Genomic DNA, 19716 nt, shown 5'->3' with positions numbered 1-19716 from the left:
GCGCATTCCGCGAGTATCGCGGGGTGCGCCGTCTTTTTTCATGGACCTTGCAGGGGCGTTCCGGGCGAACGCGGCTCCGCAACTTGTTACGGCACTCCACACCTTTTTTCCCGGCGCTGTCATCTGAATTACACATCATGCGAGTAGCTGTAGCGGTCAGCGCGGCGTCAGCATGCGCGCGGCCGGTATGAATGGGACAAGGCAAGGCCGCCCGACGGGCGGCGGCATTTCACACTAGAGATACGGCATGAATCGACGCGTGGGCTTGACGGCAGGGCGAAAGGGAAAAAACCAGGGGCAGGGCGTGGCGAAGTTCCGGCTTGCGCCGGTCGTGCACGCGATGGCGCTGGCCATGACGGCCGGATCGGCGGCGGCGGCGGGACCGGCCTTCAGCCCCGGCTGGTTCGCCGACAAGCGCGCCACCCAGGCGCAGGCGGCGGCCACGGGCCGGCTGCCGGGCGGCGGCATTGCCGGAATACCGAACGCGCAACGAGAGCAACAACGCTCGCAGGAGCAGCTGCAACGGTCGCTGGTCAACCTGAACCGCACAGCCGCCATGATCGCGGCCCAGCAATCTGCCCAGGGCGCCGCGCGCCAGGCCGCGCTCAACGGTGCGTCGGCGGTACCTGACGGAATGGCGGAAGGCGGACTGAAGGTGGACCGCAATCCGCTGACGGCGGGTTGGGAGAACGCCAAGGCGCTGACCGACAAGTCGCAGGCTCAGGTGAATGGCCGGACCGTCGTCACGGTGGAACAGACCGGCGAGCGCGCCATCCTGAACTGGGAGACCTTCAACGTCGGCCGCCAGACTACGGTGGCCTTCAAACAGGAGGCGTCCTGGGCGGTGTTGAATCGGGTGAACGATCCCAAGGCCCGACCCAGCCAGATCCAGGGGCAGATCGACGCGGCTGGCACGGTCATGGTCGTGAATCGGAACGGCATCGTGTTCAGCGGCACCAGCCAGGTCAATACCCGCAACCTGGTCGCCGCCGCGGTGGGCATGAGCGATGCGCAGTTCAGGCAGGGCATCTACAGCGCGAAGGTGGACAGCGGGGTCCAGGAGCGGATGACGCCGGCCTTCGGCAACGATCTGGCCGGCGCCGGCGACGCCGCGACGTTCAGCAAGGCGACGGGCGACGTGCGCGTGGAAGCAGGCGCGCGCATACAGACGGGCAAGCCCGAGTCGGTCACCCAGGGCGGCGGCTACGTGCTGCTCCTGGGGCGGGAGACGCACAATGCCGGTCAGATCACGACGCCGGGCGGCCAGACGCTGCTGGCCGCCGGAGACAGCTTCATCATCCGCAAGGGCCTGGCGTCCGACGCCAACAGCATATCGACGACCCGTGGCAACGAAGTATCCGCGCGCCGCAGGGCCGACAGTGAAGCAGGGCTGGTGGCGAATACGGGATTGATCCAGGCTCCGACCGGAGACGTGACGCTGACGGGCCATGACGTGCGCCAGCTGGGCGTCGCGGTATCCAGCACCACGGTAACGACGCGCGGCACGGTGCATCTGCTCAACTCGGCCAGCGATACCGGCGGCAAGATCGTGCTGGGCCGCGATTCGGCCACGGCAATTCTGCTTGAGGCAGACGGCGGGCGCGCGCTGGATGCCCAGCGCGATGCCTTGCTGCTTCCGGCAAGCGCGGCAGACGGCTATCGCGCGGCGGGACAGGCGTTCGATCATCTTAGCTCCGTGCCGGACCGGCGCGACCAGTCGCGCATCGAGGTGACCAGCGGCGGAACGGTGCAGGTGGAAGGCGGCGCGATGGCCCTGGCGACCGGCGGCCAGATCGCGGTGTCCGCCGCGCGGCGCACCCTGCTGGAAAACGGCGCGGTCCTGGACGTGGCCGGCGCTGTCGGCGTCAAGCTCGCCATGGAGTCGAACAACGTCAAAGTCAATATCCAGGGCAACGAACAGCGCGACGCGCCGGTCAGCCGGGACGGCAAGACACTGAACAACACCGATGTCTGGGTGGACAGGCGCACGCTGATCCAGATCGCCAAGGGCGTCAACGGCTACGAGCGGGAGCGCTGGTATACGCCGGGAGGCCTGCTGGAAGTGGGCGGCTATCTGGGCACCACCGAGCATGGCGTCGGCGAATGGGCGGCGGTGGGCGGCATCGTCACCGTGGCGGGCGGCGAGCTGGTGAGTCGCGCCGGCTCCCAGATCAACATCTCCGGCGGCACGCTGGACGTGCAGAGCGGCTATCTCAGGCAAAGCTGGCTGCGCGGCGAGGACGGCCGGCTGTACGAAATATCGCGTGCGCCGGGAGATCTGCTGTACAAGGGCTTGTACAAGGGCTTCGAGGATGTCCATGCGCGTTGGGGCGACAAGGGCACGCGCTATTTCCACAACCCGCTGATCGGGCCGCGTCAGCGCTACGAAGAAGGCTATACCGCCGGCCGCGACGCTGGTCAGCTGGTCGTATCGACGAAAACCGCCGTTCTCGATGGCGACATCATCGGCGAGGCGTTTCAAGGCGTCTATCAAACGCAGGCCAGACAGAACATCGACGCCGGCGTGCGCCAGCAAACGGGCTACCGGCAATCGCAGTTGGCCCGGTCACTGGCAGGCCAGCTGGTCATCGGCGGATACCAGGCCAAGAGCTTCGAACAGAACGGCAAGGTGCGCTGGGGCTACGATCTGTATGCCACGACGGGAAATATCTCTATCCAGGACGGACAGCCATCCGGCGCGCCGGCAGTCAACCTGGACGATCCCTTGCCAGCGCTTGGAAACGGCCGCATTTCCCTGGACGCCGGCAGGCTGAACGGCATCGGTCTGGGGCAGATCACCGCCGTCGCGTCGGAATCCGTATCGGTGAAAAGCCGCCTGCGCGTGGCGAATGGCGGCCAGATAGAGCTGTATGCGCCTGACGTGTCGATTGCGTCGGACCTGAGCGCGCGTAGCGGTCGCATCGCGGCGGGCAATGTGTACGAAGGCATCGATCGGGATGCCATGATTCCAGCGTTCGCCAACGCGTCGGCCCGCCTGATCGTTGCGCCGGGCGTACTGCTCGACGTCAGCGGCGCGTGGGTCAACGCAAGGCGCGATCCCGCGACAGCCGGCGACCTGGCATATCGCAACGGCGGACAGATCGTATTGCGTGGCACCGAGGACGTGCGGGTCGGGAAAGGCAGCGTGCTGAATGCGGATTCGGGCGCCGCAATCGCCGCATCCGGCAAATTGATCGGCGGCCGGGGCGGCGACGTCAGAGTGGAGTTGGCTCTTTCCCCGGATGGCAGCGCGCCCGCGCCCGGTCGCGTCGGCGTCACGTTCGATGGCACGGCCCATGCCTATGGCGTGACGGGTGGCGGCACCTTCAGGCTGTCCAGCGACAAGGTGCGGATCGGCGGTGCGGGCGCGGCGCAGCCTGGCGTCATCGTATTGTCCGAAAGTCTGTTCGCGCAGGGATTCTCGCGCTATGAGATCAACGGCAATGCCGGCCTGGAGATCGCCGATGGCGCCATGGTCCGCCCCGTCATGCCGGTTTATCGTCCGCGTTCAGTCAACCCTGACGCCGGTGCTTCCAGCGTGGCCGACGCGCTGGAACTGTGGACGCCTCCCGTGTTCCAGGAGGATCCGCTCGCGGGACGCATGTCCCAGCGCCTGGGCGCCAGCCTGTCCCTGAGCGCCTTCGCGCCGTACCAGCCCAAGCCCGAAGGCGGCCTGCGCATCGGCGCGGGCGCGCTGGTCGAGGTGGATCCCGGCCAGGTGATCCAGTTGCAGTCGCGCGGCATGTTGCGCATCAGCGGAACCCTGCGCGCGCCGGGCGGCCGTATCGAGGCGGCGCGAGGGGCGGACCCGGTTGTCGGCATCCAGCTGCAGAAGGGCGGACTGTCAAATTCGATCTGGCTGGACGGGCAGGCGCGGCTGGATGTCGCGGGCATCTCGGCGACCGGGATAGACACGGCGGGACGCCAATACGGTTTGCAGCGGGACGGCGGACGCATCGCGCTGGACGGCGAATTCGTCGTGATCCGCCCCGGGGCGGTGCTGGACGCGTCGGGAACGCGCATGGATGTCGATGTCCCGATGCCGGGCGCGGCGGCCGTTCACACGCGCATCGGAGGCAAGGGCGGAGAAATCGCGCTGTCCGCGACGGCAGGGCTCTATCTCGACGGCGACATGCGGGCCGCGGGCGGCACGCCGGATGCGCCGGGCGGCAAGCTCTCGCTTCGCTTGGAAACGCCACTCTATGACGCAGGTACGCCAGATGAAATGATCCGCCCCAGGGAGCTGGTGGTCGCCCAAGCCGGCGGGGCCAGCCTGCTGCCCGTCGGCGCGCGGCCGGATTCGGTCACGCTGAGCTATGGCCAGGGCCGCATCGGCGTCGATCAGATCCTGGCCGGCGGCTTCGACGAAGTGTCGCTGATGGCGCGGGACCTCGTCACTTTCGATGGCAATGTGGATCTGGGCTTGCGCCGGGCCATCAACCTGTATGAAGGCGCGCTCGGCAATACGCGGGCCGGCGCCACGGTTCGCCTCGCCGCGCCCTACGTGCTGCTGAGCGGACGCACCAGTCTGCTTCCCCCGTCGACTCCGCCTCTGCCGGTATTCGCCTCGTTGGAAGAATGGCGGGCGTCAGGGCAAGGAGACGCCGCGCGGCTCGGCGTTGAAGCAGACCATATCGACATCCGCGATTTCGTCCGCACGGGCATCCAGGGCGCGGTCACGCTCAATGGCGGCATGACACAAACCGTGGACCGCCGTGGCTACGGCCTGGTCGAACTACGCAGCCGGGGCGATCTGCGTTTTCTGTCCTCGACGGCGGCCACCCCGGCTTCGCTGCCATTCGGCGGCTTTCCCTCGGCCGGCGCCATGCTCGCCAGCGGCGACCTGTTGTTGGCGGCGCAGCGCATCTATCCCGCGACGGGTTCCGCCGGCCTCGCGGTGGCCGGCGTCAGGGATGCGAATACCTTTGACCCGGAGCGCGCATTGCGGGTGCAACGCGTGGACGGGTCCCTGTCCGCCGTCACGCCGCTGTCGGCGTTCGGCAGGCTGGCGCTCATGGCGCCGACGGTGGAGCAGGGCGGCGTCCTGTATGCGCCGCTGGGCGCGATACAACTGGGCTCGACCGGCGCCAACATCAATCGCAGCGTGCGGCTGCTGCCGGGCAGCCTGACGTCCGTCAGCGCCAGGGGCGCGACGATACCCTATGGCGGCACGGTCGACGGATTGAGCTACCTGTACAACGGCGCGACCGTCGAGCTTGGCTCGGTAGGGGGCAAGAACGGCATCGGCAACATGGAACACGGCGTGGTGCTTACGGGCCGCTCGTTCAGCGTGGATCCGGGCGCGGTGATCGATGTTTCCGGCGGCGGCACGCTGGCCGGCGCGGCATTCGTCAGCGGACGAGGCGGCTCCACGGATCCCATGTACCACCCGCTGCCCCGGTTCGACCCGCCATCGGGCCAATTCGAACTGCCGACGCTGGACGCCCGCCCGGTCTATGCCATCTTGCCAGGGTTGCCCGACCGGTATGCGCCGCTGGCGCCGAGGGATGCCTCCGCCGGCTACGCGGGATCCCGGCCATTGCCCGGAGAAACCATCACCATCGGCGCGGGCGTGCCCGGTCTGGCGGCGGGCACCTATACGCTGCTCCCCGCGTACTACGCGCTCCTGCCCGGCGCTTTCCGCGTCGAGGTTGGGGCGAATGCGCAGCCGTTCGCGCCTGTCGGCCTGCGCGGCGGATCCTGGACGGTGACGGCGACGCGCGGGCTGGCCGGCACGGGCACCGGCGACGGCTGGCCCCGTCAGGCGCTGATCACGCCGGGCGACGTGTTGCGCCGGCACGCGCAATACAACGAGATGGACTACCAGGCCTACGTCTTGGCGGACGCGACGCGCAAGGGGCTGCCGCGTGCGTGGTCGCCTCAGGATGTCTCTGCGCTCGAACTGCGATTCCTCTCGGACGCGGACAGCGCAGGCGCGACGGCGTTCCGATTCGAAGGCGCGATGCGCGCCAACCGAGGCGCGCAGGGCTATGGCGGCCAGGTAATCGTGCGTGCGGACCAGCCGCTGGAAATCGTGAAGGACGGCGCCACGCCCGGATTCCTGGGCGCCTCGGTCCGAGCGGCCGATATCAACGCCTTGGGCGCCGATCGCATTTCCATCGGAGGCTCGACCGCTCAATCCTCGATCAGCCCGGACCGGTTGAGATTCGACGTGCGCGGCGACGATATTTACCTGCGCAGCGGAGCGCTGCTGCGAGCTCCCGAAGTCCTGCTGATGACATCGGACACCAAATCGATCGTGGTGGAGCGCGGAGCCATCATCAATACGCTGGGCATGGGCGCCGCTCCCTACGACTCGCGCAACGGCTATCGCTACGGCCAATCCGACAGCAGCGTGAATGTGCTGGCGGTGTCCAACGGCTGGCTGGATTTCGCCAATGGCGTCAGCAGTCAGGATGCGGGGATCGAACTGGGCGCGGACTGCGCCGTCGCGGCTTGCGCGGCGCCCGCACGTCTCTATTCGGACGGCACGATCGCCATCGGCACCAGCAACCTGATCGTCCACGATGCGCTGCGCTACGGCACGCGCAATCTGGTGCTGGCGGCGAACAGCCTGAACGTGGGCAACGAGGCGGCGCTGGCCGACGCTGCCGCGCGCGGCGTGCTGCCGCCGGGGTTGCGACTGTCGCAGACCCTGTTGAGCCGCCTGTTGATCGGCGATCGGGAAATGGGCGCGCCGGCGTTGGAGCGCGTCATTTTCTCAATGAAGAACTCGGTCAATTTCTTCGGTTCGGTGAATCTGAGCACGCTGGATCCCACCACCGGAAAATCCAGCCTGCAGCAACTGGTGTTCAATACGCCTGCCATGTATGGACTGGGCGCGGCCGGCGATGTCGCGAGCGTGAGCACCGACACGCTGGTTTGGAACGGCGTGGCGGATGCGCCCGCGGGGGACATCGTTGCCGGCGGGGCCGGCACCGGACTCGGTCGTCTGGATCTGCGCGCCCGCCGCATCATGCTGGGCGATGCCAACGGAACGCCGTTGACGCCGCATCTGAACATGAAACGCCTCGCGCTGGGTTTCTCCCAGGTGACCATGGACGCGACGGAACGCATTTCCGCGAACGGTGAAGGCAGTGTGGGCGTCTATCAGTCTCGCGGAGATTACTCGAACGGCGCGTTTTCCTATTCGGGCGGCGACCTGGTGCTGCGCACGCCGCTGCTGACAGGCGAAGCCGCGTCCGTGTCCCGCATCACGGCCGGCGGCGCGCTGCGCCTGTCGGGTGCGGGACAGGCGGTCGGCGCCGCGGCCATCGGCGGATCGTTGTACCTGGTCGCGGACAGCGTCACGCTGGACAGCGCCATCGCCTTGCCCAGCGGCAAATTGAGCGTGCGGGCCGAACGGGACATCACGCTGGGCGACGGCGCGCGCATCGACATGGCCGGGCGCGGCACGACGCTGTTCGACCAGACCCGTTACAGCTGGGGCGGCGATGTCGAGCTGGAAAGCAAGTCGGGCAACATCATTCAGTCGGCCGGATCGGTCGTGGACGTTTCCGCCGCCTATAACCACGCAGGCAGCCTGCGCGCGTCGGCCATGGGCGCGACGGCTGGCCTGATCGCGCTGCGAGGCCAACTGCTGGGCAGCGCCAGCGGCGAATACGATGCCGGCGGCACCTATGTGCCCTTCGAAAACGGCGGCATCCAGCTGAAAGGGCAATCCATCGAGGATTTCGGCGGTCTGAATCGCCGCCTCACCCAGACCGGCGTCACCGGATCCCGCAGTTTCCAGACCAGGATCGGGGACCTGACGGTCGGCGACGAAGTCCGCGCCCGGCACGTCGTCATCGCCGCCGACGGCGGCAGCCTGCGCATCAATGGCAAGATCGACGCCAGCGGCGCACAGGTGGGCAGCATCCGGCTCGCGGCCATGAACGATCTGGTGCTCAACGGGCTGCTTGATGCACACGGAACGCTGCTGCGCGTCGACAGCGCCGGCGCCATCATCGACAGCCCGAACCGCGCCGTGATCGATCTGACGTCGCGCAAGGGACGGCTGATCCTGGCGGCGGGCGCGGAAATGGACCTTCGCGCCGGCACCGCGGCACCCGCGGGGACAGGCCCTGGCAGGAACGACGGCCGCGCCCGCGGCACCGTCGATTTGAACGCCTCCCGCATCGGCGCCAACGATGTCGCCTTGGACGTGCTGGGCGCGCCCCGCATCGCGGGCGCGATGCGCGTGGCGGTCAATGCGTTCGACTACGCCACCTACATCGATGCGCCGGCCGCCGGCGTGCCCGATGTCAACGGCAGGCGACCCCAGCAGATCACCCAGGCCTATCTCGATCGTATCCACCTGGACAATACGACATACATGAACGGGGCGTTGAACAACGCCGCGCTGTCCGGCCGGCTTGCCGCCCTGGGACCGTACCGTCTACGTCCCGGCGTGGAAATCAGCAGCGCGACGGCCGACGGCGACCTGACGATCAGCGGGGACCTGGACCTGTCCGGCTATCGCTATGGTCCGGGCGCGGATCCGTCCAACCCGGCCCGGCGCGGCATGGGCGAGCCCGGCGTCCTGTTGATACGGGCCAAGGGCAATCTCAATGTCTACGGCAGCATCAACGACGGTTTCGCACCGCCCTTGAGCACGGATGAAGACAGCCGCGCATGGAGGCTGGTGGGGCGGCTGGCGACGAACAATCCGAACGGCGTGGATCTGTGGCAGCAGAGCATCATCGTGCCCAAGAGCATCACCCTGCGAGGCGCCGCGGCTGGCGTCACCACGACGTTTCCCAATGTCGAGGGAGAATCGCTGAACTTCGACGCGCCGCTGCGCTCCAGCGTCATCAAGGCCCGCGTGCGCATGCCGACCGAGGTCCAACTCGAGAGTTATTTCAACCTGCGCGCTGGCACGGTGCTGGGCGGCGCGGTCACCACGCCCGACGGCACGGTCTACGCCGCGGGTACCATCGTCGCCGCCAACCTGCTGCTGGAGCCGGGAACCACGCTGGCCGCCGGCTTCATGGCTGACCAGAGCATTACGGTGGCGCCTTTCACCCTGCCCAAGGGCACGTCGCTGGGCATCTTCGACATGCAGCCTGCGCTGTCGAGCAACCTGACCCTGGCGCCGGGTTCCTATCTGCCATCGGGCTCGACGCTGCGCTTTGCCGGCAGCAGCGTGCCCCTGCGCGATCTGGACGCCAATGGCAAGCAGGGCCGCATCTGGGCCGTCGCGCCCATGTTGCCCGCCGGTACCGAGTCGTGGAGCCTTCGGCTGGCCGGCGGCGCGGATCTGGCGTCGGCCGACACGCGCGCCTTGCTGCCGTCCATGCAGCTGGCCGGAGGCGGCCAGGTCCGGCTGGCGGATCTGCATTATCAGCAGGACCTGTCGGGAGGACGGCTGGGCGAATCGCCCATTTTCAGCGTCATCCGAACCGGGAAGGGCGACCTGGACATCCTGTCCGGCGGCGACTTCCGCCAGACCTCGTTCTACGGCATCTATACGGCAGGCACGCAGTCCGGCCCCGTGCGGGATCAAAATGGCAACCCCGTCCTCAATGCCCTGGGGCAGGACGCCTACAACCTGAAGCGGGCCAGCGATCCGGACCAGTCCCTGGCGAATGGCCGCGAGTCCGTCCTGGGCGCGGGGTCGGCCCGCTACGAACCGCTGGTGACGGGCGGTCAGTACGCCGCCTGGTACCCGGAGCAGGGCGGCAACGTCTATATCGGCGTGCAGGGCAATATGCGTGCCGCCACCCGGGGCATCGCCAGCGGGCCGGAGCTGTCCGACAAGCGCGGATCGGGCTGGATGAGCGGAGGCTACACGGGTACCTGGCTGTGGCGGCAGGGCGGCGAAGACCTGGGGCAGCGCACCGCGTGGTGGATCAATTTCGGCACGTATGTGCCGACCGCGTTCTATTCTTCCATTCGCCAGCCGGGCGTCACGATAGAAGGCTTCACCGGCATTGGCGCGCTGGGCGGCGGCAATGTGGATGTCGCGGTGGGCGGCGATGCGGGGATCCAGAGAAAGCCCGGCAGCACATCCTCCTTCCGTTTCCCTTATAGCGACGGCCTGGTGCTGGCGGTGGGAAGCACGGGACGGATCACGCCGGACGGCGCCCGCGTCACGACGGGCGGGGGAGACCTCAGCCTGAAGGTGAACGGCGCGTTGAATCCCGTGGCGACATCCAGCTACGATGCCGCCGGCGCCGTCAATGGCGGGGTCACGAGCGACATGAACGGCGTGCTGACGAACCTGCGCGGCGCTCTGGACGTGTCTGCACGTAGCATCGGGCGTGTGGATCCCATGCGGATGGTGCCCGATCCGTCGGATTCGCGGCCCATGAATACGGATTCACCGACGCTGGGCCTGCCTTCGGGGGGCATAGTCATTGTGCCGGGAGACGCCACGGCGCGCCTGTCAACGAACAGCGATCTGGTGCTGGGCGGCGTTGGCGACGCCGGCCGCAACCGGCCTCTTGGCGGTACGCGCCTCATCAGCGGCGGCACGGAAATCGGCGGCGGCGCGCAGAGCTGGTTCAGCTTGTGGACCGATCGCACGAGCATCGACCTTCATGCCGCCGGCGGATCGCTGACGCCGATCTCGACTCAGCATGTCGACGGCACCAACGTATTTCCATTGATGTTCAACAGCGGGTTGATGGGCGAGAGTTTTCTCTATCCGTCCCGCTTCAGTGCGGTCGCATCGGCCGGCAGCATCTACTACGCTCCCCGGAAGGATACGGCCGGCGCGGCGTGGACCTTCGCGCCGGGTCCCAACGGCCGGGTGGAACTGTTCGCCGCCCGTTCGCTCAACGCCGGCGGCATGCCGACAGAAATGTCGGGCGCGGCCCCCGCCGTCATGCCGACGCCGGAGCGGCCCGCCTATCTCGTCGAATGGAATGTCGGCGGGTCGGCCATCCGGAAGACCAACGCCATCGCGCCTCCCGGCGCCTTGTTCGCTTTCGGGCTCGACACGGCGGCAGGACGGGCGCCGCAGTCCGACGCCGGCATCGCCCGCTACTACGCGGGCATGGACATCGTTGGCCTGCAGACAGGCAGCCTGGTGACGTCCATCGATGGCAATCAGTATCGCGCCGCCCGTCCGGCTTGGATCCAGGCTGGCCGCGACATCGTCAACCTCAAGGGCCTGATTCTCAACCAGCGACCCAACGACGTTTCCCGGATCGCCGCCGGCCGCGACATTATCTACGCCAATGTCGATATTGCCGGGCCGGGCTGGCTGGAGATCATTGCCGGCCGCAACCTGACACAGGAAGACAGGGGCCGCCTGGGCAGCGTCGGCCTGATCGACGGCAAGCCCGCCACCGGCAAGGGCGGCGCCGGCATCGTCGTCAGCGTCGGCGGCGAGGGCGACTACACCGCCTTCGCCCGGCGCTATCTCGACCCCGCCAATCGCGCCGACCCCGGCCAGACCCTGGCCAGCCAGCCAGGCAAGGCCATCAAGACCTACGAGCGCGAACTGGCCGACTGGCTGCGCGCGTTCCAAGGCTACGACGGCCCGACCGACCAGGCGCGCGCCTACTTCGACGCGTTGCCGCCGGAGCAGCAGCGCATCTTCCTGCGCCAGGTCTACTACGCCGAGCTGACCCAGGGCGGGCGCGAGTACAACGACGCGGCGGGGCCGCGCCCCGGCAGCTACGTGCGCGGCCGGCAGGCCATCGCCTCGCTGTTCCCCGAAGTCGACGCACAGGGCCGCCCGATCCGCTACCAGGGCGACATCACCCTGTTCGGCGGCTCCGGCATCCAGACGCTGTTCGGCGGTCCGATCCACCTGCTGGCGCCGGGCGGCAAGATGATCTTCGGCGTGGAAGGGATGGCGCCGCCGTCAACCGCCGGCGTGGTGACGCAGGGCGCGGGCGACATCCAGATGTACGCCAAGGGCAGCATCCTGCTGGGGCAGAGCCGGGTCATGACCACGTTCGGCGGCCACATCATGGGCTGGTCGGCGGAAGGCGACATCAACAGCGGCCGAGGCGCCAAGAGCACGGTGGTCTACACGCCGCAGCGCCGGCTGTACGACGCCGTGGGCAACGTCAGTCTGTCGCCGACGGTGCCCAGCACCGGCGCCGGCATCAGCACGCTGAATCCGATCCCGGAAGTGCCCAAGGGCGACGTCGACCTGGTCGCGCCGCTGGGCACGGTGGATCCGGGCGAGGCCGGCATCCGCGTGTCGGGCAACATCAACATCGCCGCGCTGCACGTGGTCAATGCCGCCAACATCCAGGTCCAGGGCGAATCCAAGGGCATCCCGGCGACGGCGACGGTGAACACCGGCGCGCTGACCTCGGCCAGCTCGGCCGCGTCGTTGGCCACGCAAAGCGCGCAGGAGATGACGCGGCAACAGCAGGCATCCGCGCGCCAGAACCTGCCGTCCATCATCTCGGTGCAGATCCTGGGCTACGGCAACGAGCCGGCGTCCGGAGCGACCGGGGAGGGCGCGGCGCCCGCCGGACAGCCGCCACGGCGCGACGGCAGCGCCAGCGGCTACGACCCGCGCAGCGTCTTCCAGATGCTGGGCAACGGCGACATCCCGGAAGCGCAGCGGGCAAGGCTCACGGACGCCGAACGGCGCAGGCTGTCGGGAGGCTGAAGCGGGCGCCGTTCCTGTCACGCGGCAGTCATACGCCATTACTACATTGCCTGTTCACCGATCGCCACCGCGTCCGGCCGGCTTCCGGCCCGCCGGACGCGGCATGGGCGGGGCGCTTGCGCGGCAGGCGCGTGGCGCTCCGTCCTTGGGGGCAGCAAGCGCACCGCGTGCGTGCGGCGTGGGGGGGTATGTTTTTTTGGCGTTCGAAGGCGGCCCGCTGCACGCGCACGCTTTGGCGCGCGCGCCGCTGGCCGGCGCTGCTGTTGCTGGCGGCCTGTTGCTGGCGCGCGCAGGCCGCGGAGGCGCCGCCCGAGCCTCGGCCCATTTTCGCCTTCGACATTCCCGCCCAGCCGCTGCAGGCCGCGCTGGAACAGTACAGCAATGTGACGGGTGGATCGGTGGTGTATCGCGCAGCGTTGACCGTGGGGCGGCGTTCGGCCGCCGTGAAAGGAATCCATACGCCGGAGGCTGCCTTGCGCATGCTGATCGAAGGTTCTGGCCTGGTCGCCGAGTACACCGCGACGAACGCCGTGGTGCTGCAGCCCGAGCCGGCCGCGCCGGCCGTCGCGCGGCGGCCGGCAAATCCCACCGGGTCGTTCTATCGCAGCTACTACGGCCTGATCCAGGCCGGCGTGCGCGATGCGCTCTGCGGCCTGCCGGCGCTGGCCGTGGGCAGTTTCCGGGCGGCGGTGAGCTTTGGCGTGTCGGAGCAGGGACGGGTGCGGGACGCCCATCTGCTGGATTCCAGCGGCGACGCGGACCGCGACGAGGCGATCACGCAGGCGCTGAACGGCATCGCCCTGGGCAAGGCGCCGCCCGAGGGCCTGGCGCAGCCTTTCGTGATGCTGATCGTGCCGCAGTCGGCCGACCACGACCGCGCCTGCGTCATCCGCTGAGCGCCTGACCCGGATCCATGATGCCTTCCAGCCTGGCCGTACTGCGCGATTTCATGCTGCAGCGCTACGACGATCTCAAGGCGCGCCTGACGCGGCGCCTGGGCTGCGCCGACATGGCCAGCGACGCCTTGCAGGACACCTGGCTGCGGCTGGAGGGCAAGGACGAACTGGGGCCGGTCGACAGCCCGGGCGCGTACCTGCTGCGGATGGCGGTCAATGTGGCGGTGGACCAGCAGCGCGCCGAAAACCGCCGGCTCACCTCCAGCGAGGCCGAGGCCTTGCTCGCCTTGCCCGACCCCGCGCCCGGTCCGGCGCAGACGGCGCAAGGCCGCGAGGAACTGGACACGCTGGTGCGGGTCATGGGCGAGCTGTCCGAGCGTCAGCGCGGGGTGCTGTTGGCCGTGCGGCTGGAAGGACTGCCGCAGGCCGAGGTGGCGACGCGCATGGGTGTGTCGTTGCGCACCGTGGAGCGCGAATTGCGCAGCGCGCATGAGCACTGTGCGACGCGCGTCCGTAATTTATTGTCACCATAAAAAATGCATCCCCAAGGCGGATTCCGGCTGCGAGAACCGTCATAGGGGTAGCAAGGGGAATAACGGCGCGCCGCCGCTCCATGCCGGCATCGCCGTACAGAGAGAATCGTCATGAAGAGTGCATCCCGCGACGCCCGACGCAGACAGGCGGACATCGAGCGCCAGGCCCGTGCCTGGATAAGGCTGCTGGCCTCCGGCCAGGCCACGCTGCATGACGCCGAGGCCTTGAAGCTGTGGTGCGCGGCCAGCGAGGCGCATGCCGCCGCCTTCGCGCTGGAACGGCGGTTCTGGAACCAGGTGGGACCCGCCGCGCAACAGTTGCAGCGGCAGACGGCGCGGGCGTCCCACGAGCGCCCGGCTGCCCGCGCCTGGGGCCGCCGCGCGTTCCTGGGCACGGCGCTGGGCGGCACGGCCGCCGCCGCCATCGCCGCGGTGGTGGCGCCGCCGTTCGGCCTGTGGCGCTCGTTCGATGAGTGGGACGCAGACTACCGCACCGACACCGGCGGGCGCCGCCAGTTCGGCCTGGACCGGCAGGTGCAGGTCGACATGAACACGCAGACCAGCATCGCCCTGCGGCCGGATGTGGCGGGCGCGCTGGGCATGGAGCTGATCACGGGCGAAGCGGCCTTCGAGGCGCTGGCGCCCGACCGCAAGGTCACGGTGCTGGCCGGCGCCGGCAAGGCCAGCGCCAGCCAGGCGAAGTTCGAGCTGCGTCGCACCGGCAGCAGCGTCTGCCTGACCTGCGTCAGCGGCGAGGTCGCGCTGTCGCACGCGGGCGGCGAGCTGGTCCTGGCGCCGCGCCAGCAGGTCAGCTACGACCGCGAGCAGGTGGGCGCGATCCAGACGATAGACCCCGATGAGACCTCGGCCTGGCGGCAGGGCGCGCTGGTGTTCCGCCAGACGCCGCTGCCGGCCGTGGTGGCCGAGATCAACCGCTACCGGCGCGGCCACGTGGTGCTGCTGGACGGCAAGCGCGGCGCCAGCGCCATGAGCGGCCGCTTCGAGATCCGCGACATGGAGAAGGTGCTGGTGCAGATCGAGCGCGCCTTTGGCCTGACCGCCACGCGGCTGCCCGGCAACGTCGTCCTGCTCAGCTGAGCGGGCCCCCCGCGCGCCGGCTCATGGGCCAGCCGCGCGGACCTGCCTGCGCCGTGTCGGTTTTGCGCCGCGAAACTCGTCCTACCCATGCAGACCCGGTAGCAGAGCGCCAGGCAGGCGCGGGCCGCGGCTGCGCGATGGAGATAGCAGCAGTGTCGCGCAAACCGAACATAGGCATACGAGAGCTGAAGGAAAACCTGTCGGCCGTGGTGGATTCCGCCTGGGAGCATCCCGTGTCGGTGCACCGCTATGGCTCGCCCTGGGTCTGGATCGTCTCGCACGAAGTCTGGACCCGCAATACGCGCCGCATCGACTTCAATCCGGCCGGCCATCCGCTGGCCGCCGTGCGCCAGCATCTGGACATGGCGATGCGCGAGCGCCAGCCGCGCCTGCATGCGGCGGCGCTGCGGGCCATGCTGCGCATCGAGGCGCAGCCGCTGCTGCGGGCGCTGGCGGTGCAGCTGCTGTACGGACTGGAAACCGAGGCCGCGCTGCATGAGCAGATCTCCTGCAACCTGCTGTTCCGCTGGTTCGTCGGCCTGTCCCTGGACCAGCAGATCTGGACGCCGCAGGAATTTGGATATTCGCTGGAGCGCGTGCTGGCCAGCGCCGAGCTTGTGGCCATCCTGGAGGAACTGCTGCTCGGCGCGCCGGTGGCGCCGATCGCGCAGGCTAACGGCATTCCGCTGAACCAGGCTTTGTTGAGGGAGTGGCGGGCCCGCAGCGTGCGGGGCGGTTGAGATGGGTTTGGCGGGTTTTTCTTCTAGGAATCGTCTTAGAGAAAGACCGCAATGCCGGCCCCTGCCGGACCCCTGCAAGGAGATCGCCGTGTCAGCCATCGTCACCGTGGGTATGTTGGAACTGGACCGCAAGCTGTCCAAAGTGCTGGATAGCGCCCGCCGCGTTCCGGTGTCGGTGTCGCGCTATGGCTCGCCCTGGGTGTGGGTGGTGTCGCACGAGGCCTGGATGGGGCAGGTCCAGCTCACCCGCTTCGTGCCGCCCAGGCATCCCCTGGTGGGCCTGCGCGAGCACGTGGACGACGTGCTGCGCGGCCATGCCGCCATGCTGGAGCGGGCCGTCGCGCAGCTGGCGCTGCGCACCGATGCGGCGGTGCTGTGCCGCGCCTTCATCCTGCAACTGCTGTATCCGGTGGGCAGCCGCCGCTACTTCCTGGAGCAGATCGCCTACAACCTGCTGTTCCGTTGGTTCGCCGGCCTGACGCAGGGGCTGGGCGCCGACGAGGAGGCCGACCTGGACCGGGAGCTGGACCTGATCGGCCGGCGCCCGGAGATCGTGCAGGTGCTGCACCAGGCGCTGGACGACGGCTTGCTGACGCCGCCGAGCTGGGCAGTGCGCAAGCGGGTAGCCAGGAGTCCGGCCGGCACCGGACAGCGCCCGCTTGCGCGAGGCGTTGCGGGCTACGCGGCGAACGCGGGCCTGGCCGGCGCGCGTTGACGCCGTGGCATCGCGCTCCCGTCCGACGGACAGCATCGGCATGACGGTCACGCCCGCCCGCCGCCCACCCGCGTCCGGCGATGTCCGGGCCTGTCTGAGCGATTTCCTGGTCGCCAATTACGCGCGGCTGATCGGCCGCCTGCGCGCCCGCCTGGGCTGCGAAGACCTGGCTTCCGACAGCCTGCACGACGCCTGGCTGCGCCTGGCGGATGGGCCGGCGCCGGAGCCGGGTGGCGCGGCGGGCGTCGTCAACCCCGGCGCCTACCTGTTCCGCATGGCCTGCAACATCGCCATCGACCGCCTGCGCGCCGAGCAGTTGCGGCGCGCGGGCGGTCCCGAGCTCGAACCGGACGAGGTCGAGGACGGCGCGCCCGGCCCGCAGCAGATCGCGCAGGCGCGTTCCTCATTGCGCGACTTCCTTCGGGAAGTGGACACGCTGCCCAGGCAGCAGCGCGCCGTGTACATCGACGTGCGCATCGAAGGGCTGCCGCAAAGCGCGGCGGCCTCGCGCTACGGCCTGTCGTCGCGCATCGTGCGGCGACACCTGCGCGATGCAGGCCGGCACATGGCGGGGTATGCGCACAGGCTGGCCTGTCCGACGCCGCCACGCGCGCAGTGAAACGGCCGCGCGCGCAGGCGAATCTGTCGCCGCGGACGCAAATCCTTCATATGGGGTCGCTACGATTTTCGTCACCCGCCCGCCGCGCGCAGCCGGCGTGGCCGCCCCGTCACCGTCCAGCCCCCGTTCGAGTCCATCCGCCATGCCCAGGAATCCTCCGCGCGACACAGCAGGCCAGCAGGGATTCACGCTGGTCGAGGTCATGGTGGTGCTGGTCATCGTCGGCATCGCCACGGCGGCCCTGGGCCTGTCCATCCGTTCCGATCCGGCCCGCAGGCTGCGCGACGACGCTCAGCAGCTGGCGCTGCGCATGCAGACCGCGCAGCAGGAAGCGCGCGCCGACGGCCGGCCCATCGCCTGGCAGGCGGATCTGTCCGGCTACCGTTACACGCGCGGCACCTGGGCGCTGGACGACGCCGCGCCGACGCTGGACATGACGCGGCTGGACGCCTTCGAACGCGACGCCACGCTGCGCCCGCAGCGCTGGCAATCGGGCGAGGTGCGCGTGACGCCCGCCAGGCCGGTGACGCTGGATGGCGAATGGTTCGGCGAGCCCTGGCAGCTGAAACTCTCCAACGGCGCGGCCGAAGTGGTCTTGCGGCGCACCGGCGGCGGACGCTATGTGGTCCAGTAGCGCGGGGGCCGGCGGGCAGCGGGGATTCACGCTGCTGGAAATCCTGATCGCGCTGGCCATCGTCAGCGTGGCGCTGGCAGCCGTGATGCGCACGACCGGCATGCTCACCACCAACAATGGCGTGCTGCGCGACCGCGCGCTGGCGCTCATGTCGGCGCAGAACCGGCTGGTTGAGCTGCAGCTGGCGCCGCCCGTGGCCACGGTGAGCCGGGATCGCGCGCCCTGTCCGCAGGGCGGATTGGCGCTGGTATGCGAAACGCGCCTGACCGACGTGGTGCGAGGATCCCGCCTGGCGACCGTGGAAGTGTTCCGCGACCGGCAGGCGGGCCCCCGGCTGGCCACGCTCAGCGCGGCGCTGGACAATCAGAGATAGAGAGCCATGGACCGGCGCCGGCAGAGTGGTTTCTCGCTGATCGAGGTGATCGTGGCCATCATGATCATGGCCATCATCAGCCTGCTGTCATGGCGGGCGATCGACAGCGTCTCGCTGACCAGCCGCAAGCTGGACGCGCGCAGCGACGAGATCACGGCGTTGCAGCGCGTGTTCGACCAGTTCGAGCGCGACGTCGCGTTGCGGGCCAGCCCCATGCAGGCCGCCGGCCAGGACTTCGGCGGCGTAGCGATCCGGCTGCGCGCCGCGCAGTCCGACCTGCGCAGCGTGGAGCTGATGCGCAGCGTGGCCGGGCCGGCGGCGGGCTGGCAGCGCGTGCTGTGGGAGCGCGATGGCCGCAAGCTGTTGCGCGCGGCCGGTCCCTCTGGGGATCGCTATCCGCTGGCGCCGCCAGGTCCGGGCGAAACCGTGCTGGACGAGGTGCAGGAGTTCAACGTCCGCGCCTGGGTGCCAGGCAGGGGGTGGGGCGCGTTTCCAACCGGCGACGCGCCCGCCGCGACCGGGCTGGAATTGATCATCGCGCGCGGCCCGCCGGGCGAGCTGCAACGCTATCGCCGCGTGTACGCGCTGCACTAATGCGGCAGATCAATGCAACCGCAATTTTCGCGCGCGCCACCTGGCCACGCGGCCCAGGAGTCATATGCCCATGCGTGAAATCAGAATGCCTTCCTTGTCCGCCGCCCGCGCCGCCAGTCTGTGCCTGATGGCCGCCGCGCTCGCGGGCCTGGCGTGGTGGGGGTGGGCGCTGATGGAGCCCTTGCCCCAGGCCGCCACGCCCGCCGCCCGCGCCGGGGTGCCGCCAAGCGGCGCGGAACAGGCCGCCGCGTGGCTGGCGCCCGGCGCCGCGCGGCTGGATGTGAGGGTTGCGGGCGCGCTGTCCGGCGCCGGCCGTGGCGCGGCGGTGCTCTCGGTCAACGGCGGCCCGCCGCAGGCCTATGCGATCGGCGATGCGCTGACCGGCACGGCGCGTCTGGCGGACATCGAGGCGCAGGCGCTGATCGTGGAGCAATCGGGCGAGCGCATCCGCCTGCCCATGCCCGCACTGCAGGACAGCGCCAGCGGCGGACTAACGGCGGCGGCGCGCCAATAAAGCCATTCAGTCGCCAAGATGCTTGCTTTTTATGGCAATAATGCTTTAAAATACGCTATGTTGCATTCATTTGGCGTTGCGCGCTGTTCGTGCGCAAGTCATGTTGATCGCAGCTCATCTCCATGGCGCGGCCGTCCGATGCTCCCCCCGCAGCAGCACGCATCCGGCCCGCCCGACACCCTGCGCATTGTGTCTTGGCGGGAAGGCCACTGCCTTGAATAGGAGAGCATTCATGTTTCGCAAGCTCGGCGACAAATGGCAATTCGAAGTCGCACCGCTCAACTGGAAGGCGCCCGACACGGGCCAGCACACAGAGGCCGCTCCGGCTTCGGCTGAAACCCAGGGCTCGGAACGTTCCGACGGCCAGCGCGACGCCAACTAAACCCGCCTCCTGGCCCATCACGGCCGCCGCCGGTTCTC

At 69.1% G+C, this 19716-nt stretch carries 12 protein-coding genes; all 12 read left to right on the top strand.

Translation table 11 applies throughout. The features are described 5' to 3' along the window. Positions 1-304: 304 nt before the first annotated feature. The 12 genes from AC6LJ5_RS13295 (at position 305) to AC6LJ5_RS13240 (ending at position 19678) form a co-directional block, all read left to right on the top strand. Entirely contained in the window at positions 305-12580 is a 12276-nt protein-coding gene (locus AC6LJ5_RS13295) for a filamentous hemagglutinin family protein (RefSeq protein WP_498140708.1), read from the top strand. A gap of 188 nt (positions 12581-12768) precedes the next feature. Beyond that, positions 12769-13476, top strand: a complete 708-nt coding sequence (locus AC6LJ5_RS13290) for a TonB C-terminal domain-containing protein (protein WP_498140707.1) — start codon at positions 12769-12771, stop codon at positions 13474-13476. A 17-nt stretch (positions 13477-13493) separates the two neighbouring features. After that, positions 13494-14009: an RNA polymerase sigma factor gene (locus tag AC6LJ5_RS13285; protein ID WP_103274459.1), complete on the top strand. Its 516-nt coding sequence runs from the start codon at positions 13494-13496 to the stop codon at positions 14007-14009. 111 nt (positions 14010-14120) lie between these two features. After that, a complete protein-coding gene (locus AC6LJ5_RS13280) occupies positions 14121-15107 on the top strand; it encodes a FecR family protein (RefSeq protein ID WP_498140706.1) in 987 nt (328 codons plus the stop codon). Between the two features lie 152 nt (positions 15108-15259). Then, positions 15260-15847 (top strand): transposase, encoded by a 588-nt coding sequence (locus tag AC6LJ5_RS13275; RefSeq protein ID WP_498140705.1) that lies wholly within the window; start codon positions 15260-15262, stop codon positions 15845-15847. Between the two features lie 88 nt (positions 15848-15935). Beyond that, positions 15936-16562, top strand: a complete 627-nt coding sequence (locus AC6LJ5_RS13270) for a transposase (protein WP_498140704.1) — start codon at positions 15936-15938, stop codon at positions 16560-16562. Positions 16563-16602: 40 nt separating this feature from the next. Beyond that, positions 16603-17181: an RNA polymerase sigma factor gene (locus AC6LJ5_RS13265; protein WP_498140703.1), complete on the top strand. Its 579-nt coding sequence runs from the start codon at positions 16603-16605 to the stop codon at positions 17179-17181. Between the two features lie 142 nt (positions 17182-17323). Further along, a complete protein-coding gene (locus AC6LJ5_RS13260) occupies positions 17324-17815 on the top strand; it encodes a GspH/FimT family pseudopilin (protein WP_103274454.1) in 492 nt (163 codons plus the stop codon). Beyond that, positions 17802-18188, top strand: coding sequence for a type II secretion system minor pseudopilin GspI (gene gspI / locus AC6LJ5_RS13255; RefSeq protein WP_103274453.1), 387 nt, complete (start codon positions 17802-17804; stop codon positions 18186-18188). The genes AC6LJ5_RS13260 and gspI overlap by 14 nt, the downstream gene beginning before the upstream one ends. 6 nt (positions 18189-18194) lie before the next feature. Further along, positions 18195-18782: a PulJ/GspJ family protein gene (locus tag AC6LJ5_RS13250; RefSeq protein ID WP_498140702.1), complete on the top strand. Its 588-nt coding sequence runs from the start codon at positions 18195-18197 to the stop codon at positions 18780-18782. A gap of 70 nt (positions 18783-18852) precedes the next feature. Further along, positions 18853-19296, top strand: coding sequence for a type II secretion system protein N (locus AC6LJ5_RS13245; RefSeq protein WP_158658428.1), 444 nt, complete (start codon positions 18853-18855; stop codon positions 19294-19296). Between the two features lie 232 nt (positions 19297-19528). Beyond that, entirely contained in the window at positions 19529-19678 is a 150-nt protein-coding gene (locus AC6LJ5_RS13240; RefSeq protein WP_158658427.1) for a hypothetical protein, read from the top strand. The last annotated feature ends 38 nt before the right edge of the window (positions 19679-19716 follow it).

The sequence above is a fragment of the Achromobacter sp. 1011791174 genome, from assembly GCF_059760925.1.
Note: the sequence above shows the minus strand (reverse complement) of the source record. Positions and strands in the feature narration are given on the sequence as shown.

Excerpts from the sequence above, each read along its gene's own strand:
- AC6LJ5_RS13250 (WP_498140702.1), top strand. The coding sequence starts at position 18,195 with ATGGACCGGCGCCGGCAGAGTGGTTTCTCGCTGATCGAGGTGATCGTG.
- AC6LJ5_RS13240 (WP_158658427.1), top strand. The coding sequence starts at position 19,529 with ATGTTTCGCAAGCTCGGCGACAAATGGCAATTCGAAGTCGCACCGCTC.
- AC6LJ5_RS13265 (WP_498140703.1), top strand. The coding sequence starts at position 16,603 with ATGACGGTCACGCCCGCCCGCCGCCCACCCGCGTCCGGCGATGTCCGG.
- AC6LJ5_RS13285 (WP_103274459.1), top strand. The coding sequence starts at position 13,494 with ATGATGCCTTCCAGCCTGGCCGTACTGCGCGATTTCATGCTGCAGCGC.
- AC6LJ5_RS13290 (WP_498140707.1), top strand. The coding sequence starts at position 12,769 with ATGTTTTTTTGGCGTTCGAAGGCGGCCCGCTGCACGCGCACGCTTTGG.
- AC6LJ5_RS13245 (WP_158658428.1), top strand. The coding sequence starts at position 18,853 with ATGCGTGAAATCAGAATGCCTTCCTTGTCCGCCGCCCGCGCCGCCAGT.
- gspI (WP_103274453.1), top strand. The coding sequence starts at position 17,802 with ATGTGGTCCAGTAGCGCGGGGGCCGGCGGGCAGCGGGGATTCACGCTG.
- AC6LJ5_RS13260 (WP_103274454.1), top strand. The coding sequence starts at position 17,324 with ATGCCCAGGAATCCTCCGCGCGACACAGCAGGCCAGCAGGGATTCACG.
- AC6LJ5_RS13280 (WP_498140706.1), top strand. The coding sequence starts at position 14,121 with ATGAAGAGTGCATCCCGCGACGCCCGACGCAGACAGGCGGACATCGAG.